Raw genomic sequence first — 13,421 nt, forward strand, 5'->3', positions numbered from 1 at the left:
GCGCGGCAGCAGTTGTTTACCGAAAACACGCTCACTGCCGTGCTGCCAGTGATGACTACCCCGACCCTGGGCAACCTCGGCCGCTTGTTGCGTTTATGGAGCGTGGTGCTGCTGGGCAATATGGCCGGCACGCTGCTGGTGTCCTGGGTCATGCTCGAGCTGCCGATTTTCGACAGCAAGGCAGACGTGGCATTCCTGGAGATAGGCCGCAAGGTCATGCAAAACGACATCAGCCAGATGTTTGCCAAAGGCATCATATCGGGCTGGATGATCGCAACCATGGTCTGGATGATCCCGGCAATGGAGAACGCCAAGATCTGGATCATCCTGCTGATCACCTACATGATGGCCCTCGGCGACTTCACCCATATCGTGGTGGGCTCGGTTGAGGTTTCCTATTTGGTCTGGGCTGGCGATGAAACCTGGCAGGCTTTTGTGTTCGAGTTTGCCCTGCCTACCTTGGCCGGCAACATCATCGGTGGCAGCTTCATCTTTGCCTTGATCAGCCACGCCCAGGTGCGCAGCGACAGCGGCAAGCCACCGTCCAAGCTATTAAAGGAAGCCAACCAAAATAACGATCGCCAAGAGCCGCGTCTTTAATAGCTAACGCGAGACAACTGAACTGGGTTGCGCCCTGCCCTGCTGACGCAGGGGGCGCGGTTGCCACCAGTTCTGCCCGGCGTGGGGTGAGTCGAGGCTGACACGCTCGCCCATCTGCGGCGTGCTCAGCTTGACGTGAGCAGCGCCGGCCAGCGCGAGAATACGTTCGAACGGCTCCTGCCAGGTATGGGTAGACAAATCAAAGGTGCCATTGTGGATAGGCAGCATCCAACGCCCACGCAGATCCAGGTGTGCTTGCAAGCTTTGCTCGGGCTGCATGTGCACGCTGGGCCAGGCCAGGTTGTAGGCGCCGGTTTCAATCAGCGTGAGGTCGAACGGACCGTAGCGCTCGCCTATCTGACGAAAACCATCGAAGTAACCGGTATCGCCACTGAAAAACAGCCGCAGCCCGTCATCGATAATCACCCAGGACGCCCACAACGTCTGATTGCTGTCGAACAGACCTCGCCCGGAGAAGTGCTGCGCAGGTGTGGCGGCAAAGCGCACGCCCGCCACCTCGGCCTCCTGCCACCAATCGAGTTGGCGCACCTTGCCAGCTGGCACTCCCCACCCGATCAGGCGGTCACCAACTCCTAGCGGCACCAGGAAAACATCCGTGCGCGGCGCCAACTGGCGAATGGCATGCTCGTCGAGGTGATCGAAGTGATCATGGGACAGGATCACGGCTGCCAACGGCGGAATCTCGTTGGTCGCCAACGGCGAAGGGTGAAAGCGCTGCGGCCCGGCCCACTGCACCGGCGAGGCGCGCTCGGCAAACACCGGGTCGGTGAGGAAAAAGCGCCCACGCAGCTTGAGCAGTATCGTCGAGTGCCCCAGCCGCCACAGACTGTGGTCTGGCGAATCAAGCAACTGCTGCCGGCTCATCGGCTGCAAGGTAATAGCCGTCGCTGGCCGCGTTTGCGGTGGTTTGCGCAAGAACAGGTATTTGAGACCAATGCGCAGTTTTTTCAGCATGCCGTCCTGTGGCAGGGCCGCCTGGTTGTGAAAGCGCCCATCCTGATAACGCGCCGGTTCACCGGCGGGGGAGTCCGTGGGCAGCATGAACAGGAGCACTCCGTAGAGAAACAAGGCCTTCATATTACCCCACAGCGTTGGATCAACCGTGAAATGGCTTGTAAGGTCATTTTTCGCTGAGGTGAGTCTGTTGAACAATATTCACCCGATTTATGCGATAAACGGCGCCCCACGGAAGAACTACGATCATGATCGACAACAGAAGCGGCAAGGGACTCTCATTCGTCAGGCGCATCTACCTGCCCAGGATTCTCGGCATGGGCATCGGCCTGTTCAGCGTGATGGCCGCCATGGCACCGCTGCATCCTCCCGGCTGGGTCTGGGCGTTGATGCTGGTTAATGGCTTGCTGTGGCCACACGTTGCTTATCTATGGGCCAAGCATTCCACTGCGCCCTACCGGGCCGAACAACGTAACCTGCTGCTGGACTCACTGATGGGCGGCTTCTGGGTGGCGGCCATGCACTTCAATCCTCTGCCCACCGTGACCATCCTGTCGATGATCACAATGAACAATGTTGCCGCCGGCGGCAAATCCCTGCTGGCGCGCGGGCTGCTCGGGCAATTGGCCGGGATGCTGCTCGCCAGCGCGATGCTGGGCAGCGGCCTGCAGTTACAGACCAGCGCCCTGCAGGTCTGGGCGTGCCTGCCAATGCTGGCCCTGTATCCCGTGGCACTTGGATGGGTGTGTTATCGCCTGGCGATCAACCTGGCCGACCATAAACGTCAGCTCAGCGCACTGAGCCGTACCGACAGCCTGACTGGTTTGCTCAATCACGGTTCATGGAAGGACCTGCTCCTGCTCAAGTTCCAGATCAGCCGCCAACAGCGCCTGCCGGCAATGATCGCCCTGATCGACATCGACCATTTCAAGGCCATCAATGACACTTATGGTCACGTCGTCGGCGACTGCGTGCTGCGCCACTTGAGCCAGGAACTGCAGCGCAGCCTTGGCCCGGATGATCAGGCCGGGCGCTACGGTGGCGACGAGTTCTGCGTGATATTCCCAGGGGCTGACCAAGCCCGGGCTGGGCTGGCGATGGAAGCGCTGCGTGAGCGGGTCAATGCCTACCGCAACCCGCAACTACCCATGTTACGGATCAGTTTGAGCATTGGTCTGGCAGCCTATGATGAGCTTTTGAAGTCGCCGGAGCACTGGCTGGAACACGCCGACAAAGCACTCTATGCCGCCAAACATCAGGGCCGCGACCAGGTCAGCTTCAATCATGGGCCTGCTGCCCCGCTCAGGCTGGCATACCCAGACTGAGCGGGGCCACATTCAACGCAGACGGCGCTCGGCAACGATCTCCGGCAGATCGCTGCGCTGCAGATAGATGCGCAACGGCTCGGCGATATTCAGGCGGTCGTCCACATGCTGGCCGAGCAGCAGGGCCAGGCGCTCACGGCACAACGCCATGCGCTGCCCGGACTCGGCCCGCCAGACGAATTCGCTACACGGTGTAATGCTGTCGTCCGCTACATCCATGCCAAACGCATCTTCGGAAAAGCGCACGATATGACTGCCGCGCTTGGCGTGATAACCGACAAAGCCATTGAGCTGGTCGGCGGCGCTGCAGATGTCTTGAGAAGTAATGGCCATGGCGTACCTCGCTAGTTAAGAGAGTGACGCACGCAAAGCCTGCGGCGGCCTCTGGCGGGCCACGCGCGGCTTTCAGCCTAGCGCAACTGGCCAGCGCTTCGCCAAGCTTTTTGATCTGCTCCTGGCAAGCCCGCTAGAATACCCGGCAAATAATTGATGTGGCCCAAGGGGCCGTGGAACCCTGCATGAACAACGCGGTAAGTTCCGACATCGCCACCATTGGTCGCATCAGTGCCGTGCCGGCGATTCTTCAGGTTATCTGCCAGAGCACCGGTATGCGCTTTGCTGCAGTGGCGCGGGTCACCGAGCACAGCTGGACCGCCTGTGCGGTGCTGGACGGCCTCGGGTTCGGCATGGATGTAGGCGGCGAGCTGGACATCGCCACTACCTTTTGCAATGTAATCCGCAGCTCACATCAGGCGATCGTGATCGACAAGGCCAGTGAAGACCAGCTCTACTGCCAGCACCCCACCCCCAAGCAATACAAGTTCGAGAGTTACATCTCTGTGCCGGTGTACCGGCAGGACGGCAGTTTCTTCGGCACCATCTGCGCGCTTGATCCCGAGCCGTTCGCGCTGAAAAACAGCGCAGTACAGCCAATGGTCGAGGGCTTTGCCCGCCTGCTGTCGGTGCAGATAGAACATGAAGAACAGGCGCAGCGTACCGAACACGCCCTGCAGCAGGAGCGAGCGATGGCAGAGGTGCGCGAGCAGTTCATTGCCGTGCTGGGCCACGACCTGCGCAACCCGCTGTTCGCCATCACCGCCGGCGCAGAGCTGCTGGTGCAGCGCCTGACCGAGCAAAAACACCAGGCACTGGCCAAGCACATCCTCACCTGCGGTCAACGGGCGAGCAATCTTGTGCGTGATGTGCTGGACTTCGCCCGCGGCCGCCTGGGCAGCGGTATCGCCCTTGCGCAGCAACCGTGCCATGACCTGGCCGAGGTACTGCGGCACGTTGCCTCGGAACTGCAACGCGTCCATCCACAGCGCCTATTGCAGCTGCAACTGGGCGAGATCGACGGTTTGTATTGTGACCCTGAGCGGATTGCCCAGTTGTTATCCAACCTGATCGCCAACGCCCTGGTGCATGGTGACCCGCAGGGTGTGGTGACGGTTGGTGCAAACATCCATGACGGCCACTTCCTGCTGAGCGTACATAACCTGGGCGAACCGATCCCCGCGCAGACCCTCGCTCAGCTGTTTCAGCCCTTTACCCGAACACGCGCCACAGCCCATCAACAAGGCCTGGGCCTCGGCCTGTATATTGCCAACCAGATCGCCCTTGCCCACGGCGGGCACATGCAAGTGGCATCAAGCCTTGCGGGCGGAACTGTGTTCAGCTTTCACCTGGCCGTTGATCGGCTTGAGACGGCTGTTCAAGCACTGTTGCCGGAACAGTAAGCCGCGCTGCGCCAGCAAGAAAATCCAGACAAAAAAATGGGCGACCGAAGTCGCCCTAAATGCCTTGCGTGCTCATGAATCGGGAAGGATCAGCGCTGTTTGCGCTTGTGCGAATCCTTCCAGATGAAAATGCCCAGACCGGCGAAGAAGACCAGCATCAATCCGACCGTCACAACACCTGCGATAACCACATTGTCGAAGAACATGTCGGCGCTCCCTGTTTATCTGCCGTCGTCCGATGGATGTAAGGTAGCGAATAGGAGCAGGGAGGAAATTGACCGGGGTCAATAGTGCCCGGGACCGGGCACTGGAGGCGGGCGCAGGGTTGACCTGCGTCAAGTTTCAGCGCTTTTTGGGTTTGTTCTTGGGCTTTTTCTTTTTGCCAGCGGTCAGCGGCATGGCTTGCTCGAAGGCCTGGCGCATTTCATCAAGGCGCTTGTCCTTGAGATCATGGATACGTTTGGCGCGCTCGGCACCGAAGTCGATCAGGTTGTCGTCACTCATGGGCGGGCCCGGCTGTCAGCAGATAAGTGCATGATGCCGCCAGGCGTCGATGTTGGCCAGTCAGACTTCGATATCGACCAGCAGACCCTGGCGCGGGCGTTCGCCCAGGGGCGCTACAGGCACGGTGTTGTCGGCATTGAGTTCCTCACCGGCGAGTGCCTCGTAACGCTCGTCATCCTCATCGTGGCGGCGCTGATGCTGGCGGCGCTGCTCTTCACGCAGGAGCAAGGCCTGCTCGTTGGGGTCGCGCTGCTGCTTGAGGTTGATCGAGCTGTCATCGGGAGCTGGCTGCGCAGGGACAACCGGGCGGATGTCCGGTGTCTGTTTGACCGGATCGTGCTGGGTGGTCACGGGCATGGCACTGAGTGGAATGATCGGCGGCAGCATTGAGGTTCTCCTGTCACTACTGTATCGGCCGGTGTGAACCGGCCTTGAGTGCCTCACTACGGGAAGCGAGCGCCGCCAGCCAGGCTTGCTTAATCGGGTAGGTCGTCATCTGCATCATCCGGCTCGGGGCTGACTTCGCTCCACGGCCGTTTGTAGACCTTCTGCCACACCGCATCCAGATGATCACGCAGGACCTGCGCGGCATTCTTCAGTGAAGCGCTATCAACCCGCTCACCGCCGATAGGTTGTTCTCCTGCCGGGCTGATCAAGGACTGACCGGTGATGCTGTAGACCGAAGCACCTTCACGCAGTTCGATTGCAATGTCGTGCGGGTCAATACCACCGCCGCAGAATGCGTGGCTAGCCACTGTCACTTCGGCGACACCGTCGCCATTCAGATCGCTGACGTCACTGACATCGGTATAGAAGTCGACATCCAGGTCCAGCCCCGGGCAGGTGGTCTCTTGCTCGATCTGCCAGCGCGGCTTGAACGCTTCGCTGCCGGCAGTGCGCCCGTACAGGGTGGCTTTGAGCACCACCTTGTCGACTTCCTGCTCGCTCTCGGGGTCACTGGCCTGGCCATCGGTACGGCTCAACACCAACAGCCCCTCGCCGTCGCGGTCGCGAAAATGCACGCTCTTGATCGGTGTACGCACACCAAGCACCTCGAGCTGCTCGGCGGCGATCGGCGCCAAGGACTGGAAATTGTTCTGCTCGCAACCGGCCATCAGCAGCAAGCTGCCCAGGCCCATGGAAGCGGTCAACCAACGGTACTTGGCAGGCATTGGGCTGGGTATCCTCGTCGCTGCGGGTGGGCGTCGATGAAACGGCTAGTCTGTTAACTCTTTGGTCTGCCCGGTCTATCCGTTAACATAGCCGGCTTTTCATCGGCGGGAGTTCAGGCAGTATGGCGCAGCAGTATCAACCGGGGCAACGCTGGATCAGCGACAGCGAAGCCGAGCTCGGCCTGGGTACCATCCTGGCACAGGATGGCCGCTTGCTGACCGTGCTGTACCCGGCCACTGGCGACACCCGTCAATATTCCCTGCGCAATGCGCCGCTGACCCGCGTGCGCTTCTCGCCGGGCGACCAGATCACTCATTTCGAAGGCTGGAAGCTGACCGTGCGCGAGGTCGATGACGTCGACGGCTTGATGGTCTACCACGGCCTCGACGCACAGAACCAGCCGCGCACCCTGCCGGAAACCCAGCTGTCCAACTTCATCCAGTTCCGCCTGGCCAGCGACCGCCTGTTCGCCGGGCAGATCGACCAGCTGGCGTGGTTCTCGCTGCGTTACAACACCCTGCAGCACAACAGCAAACAGATGCTGTCGAGCCTGTGGGGGTTGGGCGGCTGCCGCGCGCAACCGATCGCGCACCAGCTGCACATCGCCCGTGAGGTCGCTGACCGGATCGCCCCGCGCGTTCTGCTGGCCGATGAAGTAGGCCTGGGCAAGACCATCGAAGCAGGCCTGGTGATTCACCGCCAACTGCTCACCGGCCGCGCCAATCGGGTGCTGATCCTCGTTCCAGAAAATCTCCAGCACCAGTGGCTGGTAGAGATGCGCCGGCGCTTCAACCTGCAGGTAGCGCTGTTCGACGCCGAACGTTTCATTGAAAGCGATGCCAGCAACCCGTTCGAAGACGCCCAGCTGGCGTTGGTCGCGCTGGAGTGGCTGGTCGAAGACGAGAAGGCTCAGGACGCGCTGTTCGCCGCCGGCTGGGACCTGATGGTGGTCGATGAAGCGCATCACCTGGTCTGGCACGAAGAAAACGCCAGCGCGGAATATTCCCTGGTCGAGCAACTGGCCGAGGTCATCCCTGGCGTGCTGCTGCTGACCGCGACCCCCGAGCAACTTGGCCAGGACAGCCACTTCGCGCGCCTGCGTCTGCTCGACCCGCATCGTTTCCACGACCTGGCAGCCTTCCGCGCCGAGAGCGAGAACTACCGCCCGGTCGCCGAAGCAGTGCAGGAGCTGCTCGAACAAGGCCGCCTGTCGCCCAAGGCCCACGCCACTATCCACGGTTTCCTCGGTGCCGAAGGCGAAGCCTTGTTGACTGCCGTCAACGATGGCGACAGCGAAGCCAGCGCACGCTTGATCCGCGAGCTGCTCGATCGCCACGGTACCGGCCGCGTGCTGTTCCGTAACACCCGTGCTGCCGTGCAAGGCTTCCCCGAGCGTCATCTGCATCCCTACCCGCTGCCCAACCCTGAGCAGTACAGCGCACTGCCGGCCGGCGAGCGCGCCGAGCTGTATCCGGAAGTGGCCTTCCAGGCCCAGGGCCCAGGCGATGACGAGCAACGCTGGTGGCGCTTCGACCCACGGGTCGACTGGCTGATCGACACGCTGAAAATGCTCAAGCGCACCAAGGTCCTGGTGATCTGCGCCCACGCCGAGACCGCGATGGACCTGGAAGACGCCCTGCGCGTGCGCTCCGGCATCCCAACCACGGTATTCCATGAAGGGATGAGCATCCTCGAACGGGATCGCGCGGCAGCCTACTTCGCCGATGAAGAGTTCGGCGCTCAAGTACTGATCTGCTCGGAAATCGGCAGTGAGGGCCGCAACTTCCAGTTCGCTCATCACCTGGTGATGTTCGACCTGCCAGCCCACCCCGACCTGCTCGAGCAGCGCATTGGCCGTCTCGACCGGATCGGCCAGAAGCACACCATCGAGCTGCATATCCCGTACCTGCAGGACAGCCCGCAAGAGCGCCTGTTCCAGTGGTACCACCTGGCACTGAATGCGTTCCTCGCCACTTGCCCGACCGGCAACGCCCTGCAACATCGCCACGGTTCGCGCTTGCTTTCGCTGCTCGGCGATGGCGAAGCCAGCGCCTGGAACACCCTGGTGGACGAAGCCCGCGCTGACCGCGAGCGCCTCGAGTCCGAACTGCACAGCGGCCGCGACCGCTTGCTCGAGCTCAACTCCGGCGGTGCTGGCGAAGGTCAGGCACTGGTCGAGGCGATCTTGGAGCAGGACGACCAGTTCGCCCTGCCTATTTATATGGAAACCCTGTTCGATGCCTTTGGTATCGACAGCGAGGACCATTCGGAAAACGCCCTGATCCTCAAGCCGAGCGAAAAGATGCTCGACGCCAGCTTCCCGTTGGGTGACGACGAAGGCGTGACCATCACCTACGACCGGGCCCAGGCATTGTCGCGCGAAGACATGCAGTTCCTCACCTGGGAACACCCAATGGTACAGGGCGGCATGGACCTGGTGCTGTCCGGGTCGATGGGCAACACCGCCGTAGCGTTGATCAAGAACAAGGCGCTCAAGCCAGGCACCGTCCTGCTCGAACTGCTCTACGTAAGTGAAGTGGTCGCGCCTCGCAGCCTGCAACTTGGCCGTTACCTGCCGACCGCTGCCCTGCGCTGTTTGCTCGATGCCAACGGCAACGACCTGGCCGCACGGGTGGCCTTCGAGACGCTCAACGAGCAGCTCGAAAGCGTGCCGCGGGCCAGCGCCAACAAGTTCATCCAGGCGCAGCGCGATGTATTGGCCCAGCGTATCAGTGGTGCCGAAGCCAAGATCGAGCCGGTGCACGTCGAGCGCGTGGCCGAGGCGCAGCGTCGCCTGGCTGCCGAAGCGGATGAGGAGTTGGCACGCCTGACCGCACTCAAGGCCGTCAACCCGACGGTACGTGACAGCGAAATCGATGCGCTGCGTGCACAGCGTGAGCAGGGCTTGGCAATGCTCGACAAGGCGGCTTTGCGTCTGGAAGCGATTCGGGTGCTGGTCGCGGGCTGAGTAGTCCAAGTACGACTCTCAAGCAGTAAAAACCAGGGCGCCTTACGGCGCCCTTTTTATTTCCGCCCGCTATCAGCTTGATAACCAAATCGTAGCAACCAAATAGCCATTAATCAGGAAGGCTTAACTACCTTTTCCTATACTGCGTGTTCATGAGTCCCCGTTGGGGACGGATGCAGGGCACCACGGAGAGGCGCGATGGAGTGGCTGGGACTGCAATTGTTCGCCGAGCTACCGGCAACCGGACAGATCGTTATCGACTGCCGTCACGAGCCATTGCTGATCATTCTGGCCTATATCGTCGTCAGCGCTGCGGCGTTTGCCACGTTGGATATGGCTGAGCGCCAATGCCACAGCGAGAACGACAACGCTCGCCGGCAATGGCGGATCCTCGGCGCATGCTGCCTGGCAGGCGGTATCTGGGCCTTGCATTTCATCAGCATGCTGGCCTTTCACGCGCCGCTGGAAACCCACTATGACGCCGCGCTGACAGGGTTGTCGTTGCTGCTTGCCCTACTCGCCTCGTGGTTCGCCATGCACAGCCTTGAGCGCCATGTGATGAGCCCGCGTCATTACCTGCAAGCAGCCACATTCATCGGCCTCGGTGTGACCTTGATGCACTACGTCGGCATGGCGGCAATGAAGACCAGCGCCGTGCAGTACTACCAGACCAGCCTGCTGCTGGCCTCGTTGCTGATTGCCATTGTCGCCAGCCTGCTGGCGCTGGTCATGGCGCGTTACTTTCGCAACGGCAGCGGCACCCTGCATCTGGCCATGAAGTACGGCGCCAGCCTGCTGATGGCCGGCGGTATCGTGGCTACCCATTTTACCGGCATGGCGGCCATGACCCTGGTGATCCCGGCAGACGCTGCGCTGAGCCTGCCATCCACTGACAACAGCCTGCAGTTGGGCCTGACCGTTGCCTGCATCACCCTGCTGATCAGCGCCAGCAGCATCAGCGCGGCGCTGGCCGACAAAAAACTGCAAAGCAAGGAGCACGACCTGCGCCGGGTCAGTGTGCTGCTCAGCCAGCTTGACCAGGCCCGGGTGTCGCTGCAGCAGGCCGCGCACTACGATGCACTGACCAACCTGATCAACCGCCGCGGTTTCAACCAGGTATTTGCCGAACGTCTCGCCGAGCACGCCGCAAATGAAGGCATGCTGGCGGTGATGTTCCTCGACATCGACCACTTCAAGCGGATCAACGACAGCCTCGGCCACGCCGCCGGCGATGATCTGCTCAAGGTCATCGCCGACCACATCAAGGCCGCAACCCGCAGCCAGGATCTGGTGGCGCGGTTTGGCGGCGACGAATTCTGCATCGTCACCAGCCTGCACAGCCGCGACGAGGCCCGTCACCTGGCGCAGCGGATCATGCAGCGGATGAAAGAGCCGATCGACCTGGGCGGACGGCGTATGGTCATGACCACCAGCATCGGCATCAGCATCTATCCGGACGACGGCCGCAATGCCGAAGAATTGCTGAAAAACGCCGACCTGGCGCTTTATCAGTCCAAAGGCTGCGGACGCAACAACCTCAACTTCTTCAATAGCAGTCTGCGTGTTCGCGCGACCCTGGAACTGCAGTTGGAGGAAGAACTGCGGGTTGCCTTGCTCGAAGAACGCGGCCTGTGCGTGCACTACCAACCGATTTTCGACGTACGCAGCGGTCAAGTGGCCAAGCTGGAAGCGCTGGTGCGCTGGCAACACCCGCAGCACGGTCTGCTCGGGCCTGACCGCTTCATCGGCATCGCCGAAGCCAACGGGCTGATCGCCGAGCTGGATCTGTGGGTGCTGCGCCGCGCCTGCGCCGACCTTGCCCGGCTCAATCAGCATGGTTACGCCAGCCTCAAGGTCACGGTCAATTGCTCGGCGCTGACCCTGGCCCGCGAAGAGCTCCCAGATGACGTCCAACAGGCCTTGTTCCAGGCTGGCCTGGCGCCGCGACAACTGGAACTGGAGGTCACCGAAAACGCCCTGATGGGCGACATTCAGCAGGTCATCAACCTGCTCAAGCGGATTCGCGGGCAAGGCGTGGCGCTGTCGATCGATGACTTCGGCACTGGCTATTCGTCGCTGGCTTACCTCAAACGCCTGCCGCTGGACGTACTGAAGATCGATCGTTCATTTATCCAGGAAGTCCCGGTCAGCCAGAAAGACCGTGAGATCGTCCAGGCAATCATCATGATGGCCCACACCCTGCACCTGCAGGTAGTCACCGAAGGCGTCGAAACCGTGGAGCAGCAGCAGTTTCTGGTCAGCCATAGCTGTGATTACCTGCAAGGCTACCTGCTCAGCCGACCGGTGCCGTTGACCGAGCTGTACCCGGTACTGCAGCGCCTCGACCGCCAGCAACCGGCGCTCACGGCAGATGCCGATACAGCTCAACCAGAGTTGCCGGATCTTTTTCCAGGCAGCCCTGGCTACCGTGCAAGCGCATCAGTTGCGCGGCGAGGCCACTGATCGGTGCGGCCGAGCCCTGCTCGTGGGACAGTTTGACGGCGCCATCGAGGTCCTTGAGCAGCGTGCGTACATGCCACTTGACCGGTTCGAACTCGCTCGCTGCCATCTGCGGCGCAAGTATCTGCAGCGGCTTGGAATCGGCAAAGCCACCGGCCAGCGCTTCGGCGATCAAACTGGCATCGACGCCGGAGCGCTCGGCGAGGGCGACCACTTCGGCAATCACCAAGGCATTGCAGGCAACGATCATCTGGTTGCAGGCTTTGGTGACCTGGCCCGCGCCTACCGCGCCCATGTGAGTCACGCGCTGACCGAGCTGCATCAGCACCGGCCGTGCCCGGGCCAGATCCTGCGCTGCGCCGCCAACCATGATCGCCAGGCTACCGGCGGTAGCCCCGGCTGTGCCGCCCGACACTGGCGCATCCAGCCAGGCCATGCCACAACGCGCTGCCAGCTCGGCTGCCATTGCCCGCGTCGCACTGGGCTCAAGGCTGGACAGGTCGACCAACAATTGCCCGTGCCGACCGCCTGCGGCCACCCCCTGTTCACCAAACACCACCTCGCGGACCACGCGGGTGTCCGCCAGGCACAACAGCACCATATCGCTGTACTGGCTCAGCTCTGCAGGGCTCGCCGCCAGCCGGGCGCCGGCAGCGACCAACTCGTCGCACTTGTGCGGGCTGCGGTTCCATACCGTCAATGGATAACCGGCAGCCAACAGGCGACGGCACATCGGCAGGCCCATCAAGCCAATCCCAGCGAAACCCAACGCAGGCAATGCAGTACTCATAGCAACTCCATCAACGGTGTGTGCAACAGCAACCAGCAAGTGACAGTGCCACCCTGGCCTCGACTTGAGCGCAGTGGCGAGCGCCCTGCACCTTTATTACGCATTCCGTAAACTGTTACCGCTGTGCCGAACGAGGCTCGCGGTGTTACTTACTTCTACCTAACGTGCACGTCAACGCGCACCATAAGCAACCGCCTGCCTGTTTCTACGCACCAAAAAAGCTCACTGATTTGTAGCGGGCTTTGTCTGCATGAGCACGAATGGCGAAACCACCACAGCCCAGATTTGCGGATCACGGGCCTGCATGTCTAGCGCCTGCTCTGCCGATACTGGGCCGACAGTGCCATCCGCCCGCCATTTGGCGAACATTTCACCTTGGTTTTCGGCCATCGCTGCAGCAACGGTAATCAGGTCCAGATCGGGGTCGACCCAAATCAGGTCACCCTTTGCCCAGAAACGCTCCAGCGCCTTCCACTCAATGATTGCAGTCTCACCAAGCAATTTGGCATAGAGGGTGCTTGTTTGATCAGTCATGGGTTCCTACCAGCAAGAATCGGCCAACTTAAAGGCCGCTATTTTTGCAGAAAAACCCGGTTGCAAATATGTAATTTGCTCGACGGCTCCCGAGTATGGGGGATGCATCGCTGAATAGAGGCTATTTGATGGCGCTATTCTGTATGTTTATGTCGATCACGCGACACCCCGCGAAACAGACGCTTTTTGATGGCTTTTCAAGCGTCGAGCCAGCGCTCTACACTGTACCGGTACAGTTCCGGGACATGTTCCGGGGGAAGGTGGGCGTGCATATGGCGTGGCCATTGCACATCCCGCCCGGTCTGTAGCCCTGACCGCCAGGACTATAAGAATTACAACAGAATGAGTGGAGCACT

Annotated in this window: 13 protein-coding genes (1 of these 13 running past the window's edge); 5 read left to right on the forward strand and 8 right to left on the reverse strand. The window is 61.2% G+C overall.

Annotated features, from left to right (window positions below):
- Positions 1-600, forward strand: the 3' portion of a protein-coding gene (locus CXQ80_RS18235; RefSeq protein ID WP_101321787.1) for a formate/nitrite transporter family protein. Its footprint begins 294 nt before the window's first position; the window shows 600 of its 894 coding nt (coding positions 295-894); its start codon lies off the left edge, out of view; the stop codon is at positions 598-600.
- A gap of 3 nt (positions 601-603) precedes the next feature.
- Here CXQ80_RS18235 and CXQ80_RS18240 read toward each other — a convergent pair whose 3' ends face one another.
- Positions 604-1,698 (reverse strand): MBL fold metallo-hydrolase, encoded by a 1,095-nt coding sequence (locus tag CXQ80_RS18240; RefSeq protein ID WP_101321788.1) that lies wholly within the window; start codon positions 1,696-1,698, stop codon positions 604-606.
- Between the two features lie 125 nt (positions 1,699-1,823).
- Between CXQ80_RS18240 and CXQ80_RS18245 the strand changes: the two genes are divergently transcribed.
- Positions 1,824-2,900 (forward strand): diguanylate cyclase, encoded by a 1,077-nt coding sequence (locus tag CXQ80_RS18245; RefSeq protein ID WP_101321789.1) that lies wholly within the window; start codon positions 1,824-1,826, stop codon positions 2,898-2,900.
- A 12-nt stretch (positions 2,901-2,912) separates the two neighbouring features.
- Here CXQ80_RS18245 and CXQ80_RS18250 read toward each other — a convergent pair whose 3' ends face one another.
- Positions 2,913-3,233 (reverse strand): DUF2025 family protein, encoded by a 321-nt coding sequence (locus CXQ80_RS18250; protein WP_101321790.1) that lies wholly within the window; start codon positions 3,231-3,233, stop codon positions 2,913-2,915.
- A gap of 185 nt (positions 3,234-3,418) precedes the next feature.
- Here CXQ80_RS18250 and CXQ80_RS18255 point away from each other — a divergent pair, with 185 nt between their 5' ends.
- A complete protein-coding gene (locus CXQ80_RS18255; protein WP_101321791.1) occupies positions 3,419-4,636 on the forward strand; it encodes an ATP-binding protein in 1,218 nt (405 codons plus the stop codon).
- 89 nt (positions 4,637-4,725) lie between these two features.
- Here CXQ80_RS18255 and ccoM read toward each other — a convergent pair whose 3' ends face one another.
- The 4 genes from ccoM to CXQ80_RS18265 all read right to left on the reverse strand — a co-directional run bounded on the left by ccoM (position 4,726) and on the right by CXQ80_RS18265 (position 6,312).
- Positions 4,726-4,842, reverse strand: a complete 117-nt coding sequence (gene ccoM / locus CXQ80_RS25145; RefSeq protein WP_275967712.1) for a cytochrome c oxidase subunit CcoM — start codon at positions 4,840-4,842, stop codon at positions 4,726-4,728.
- A gap of 136 nt (positions 4,843-4,978) precedes the next feature.
- The gene (locus CXQ80_RS24870; protein WP_178080789.1) at positions 4,979-5,140 is read right to left on the reverse strand and encodes a hypothetical protein; all 162 of its coding nucleotides are present in this window, start codon (positions 5,138-5,140) and stop codon (positions 4,979-4,981) included.
- A 60-nt stretch (positions 5,141-5,200) separates the two neighbouring features.
- Entirely contained in the window at positions 5,201-5,527 is a 327-nt protein-coding gene (locus CXQ80_RS18260) for an aspartate-semialdehyde dehydrogenase (RefSeq protein ID WP_101321792.1), read from the reverse strand.
- Positions 5,528-5,616: 89 nt separating this feature from the next.
- Positions 5,617-6,312 carry a M949_RS01915 family surface polysaccharide biosynthesis protein gene (locus CXQ80_RS18265; RefSeq protein ID WP_101321793.1) on the reverse strand — a complete coding sequence of 232 codons (696 nt, stop codon included), beginning with the start codon at positions 6,310-6,312 and terminating at the stop codon, positions 5,617-5,619.
- A 122-nt stretch (positions 6,313-6,434) separates the two neighbouring features.
- Between CXQ80_RS18265 and rapA the strand changes: the two genes are divergently transcribed.
- Positions 6,435-9,281 carry an RNA polymerase-associated protein RapA gene (gene rapA / locus CXQ80_RS18270; protein WP_101321794.1) on the forward strand — a complete coding sequence of 949 codons (2,847 nt, stop codon included), beginning with the start codon at positions 6,435-6,437 and terminating at the stop codon, positions 9,279-9,281.
- Positions 9,282-9,479: 198 nt separating this feature from the next.
- Positions 9,480-11,744 (forward strand): bifunctional diguanylate cyclase/phosphodiesterase, encoded by a 2,265-nt coding sequence (locus CXQ80_RS18275; protein ID WP_101321795.1) that lies wholly within the window; start codon positions 9,480-9,482, stop codon positions 11,742-11,744.
- Here the strand turns inward: CXQ80_RS18275 and CXQ80_RS18280 are convergent.
- Both CXQ80_RS18280 and CXQ80_RS18285 read right to left on the reverse strand, forming a co-directional pair.
- Positions 11,644-12,531 carry an NAD(P)-dependent oxidoreductase gene (locus CXQ80_RS18280; protein WP_101321796.1) on the reverse strand — a complete coding sequence of 296 codons (888 nt, stop codon included), beginning with the start codon at positions 12,529-12,531 and terminating at the stop codon, positions 11,644-11,646. The genes CXQ80_RS18275 and CXQ80_RS18280 overlap by 101 nt on opposite strands.
- A 222-nt stretch (positions 12,532-12,753) precedes the next feature.
- Positions 12,754-13,065 carry a DUF2288 domain-containing protein gene (locus tag CXQ80_RS18285; RefSeq protein WP_101321797.1) on the reverse strand — a complete coding sequence of 104 codons (312 nt, stop codon included), beginning with the start codon at positions 13,063-13,065 and terminating at the stop codon, positions 12,754-12,756.
- Between the last annotated feature and the right edge of the window lie 356 nt (positions 13,066-13,421).

The sequence above is a fragment of the Pseudomonas sp. 02C 26 genome (assembly GCF_002843585.1).
Taxonomy (GTDB): domain Bacteria; phylum Pseudomonadota; class Gammaproteobacteria; order Pseudomonadales; family Pseudomonadaceae; genus Aquipseudomonas; species Aquipseudomonas shirazensis.

Bases quoted from the DNA above. Each gene is read 5' to 3' on its own strand.
- CXQ80_RS18240 (WP_101321788.1), bottom strand. From the start codon at position 1,698: ATGAAGGCCTTGTTTCTCTACGGAGTGCTCCTGTTCATGCTGCCCACG.
- CXQ80_RS18245 (WP_101321789.1), top strand. From the start codon at position 1,824: ATGATCGACAACAGAAGCGGCAAGGGACTCTCATTCGTCAGGCGCATC.
- CXQ80_RS18250 (WP_101321790.1), bottom strand. From the start codon at position 3,233: ATGGCCATTACTTCTCAAGACATCTGCAGCGCCGCCGACCAGCTCAAT.
- CXQ80_RS18255 (WP_101321791.1), top strand. From the start codon at position 3,419: ATGAACAACGCGGTAAGTTCCGACATCGCCACCATTGGTCGCATCAGT.
- ccoM (WP_275967712.1), bottom strand. From the start codon at position 4,842: ATGTTCTTCGACAATGTGGTTATCGCAGGTGTTGTGACGGTCGGATTG.
- CXQ80_RS24870 (WP_178080789.1), bottom strand. From the start codon at position 5,140: ATGAGTGACGACAACCTGATCGACTTCGGTGCCGAGCGCGCCAAACGT.
- CXQ80_RS18260 (WP_101321792.1), bottom strand. From the start codon at position 5,527: ATGCTGCCGCCGATCATTCCACTCAGTGCCATGCCCGTGACCACCCAG.
- CXQ80_RS18265 (WP_101321793.1), bottom strand. From the start codon at position 6,312: ATGCCTGCCAAGTACCGTTGGTTGACCGCTTCCATGGGCCTGGGCAGC.
- rapA (WP_101321794.1), top strand. From the start codon at position 6,435: ATGGCGCAGCAGTATCAACCGGGGCAACGCTGGATCAGCGACAGCGAA.
- CXQ80_RS18275 (WP_101321795.1), top strand. From the start codon at position 9,480: ATGGAGTGGCTGGGACTGCAATTGTTCGCCGAGCTACCGGCAACCGGA.
- CXQ80_RS18280 (WP_101321796.1), bottom strand. From the start codon at position 12,531: ATGAGTACTGCATTGCCTGCGTTGGGTTTCGCTGGGATTGGCTTGATG.
- CXQ80_RS18285 (WP_101321797.1), bottom strand. From the start codon at position 13,065: ATGACTGATCAAACAAGCACCCTCTATGCCAAATTGCTTGGTGAGACT.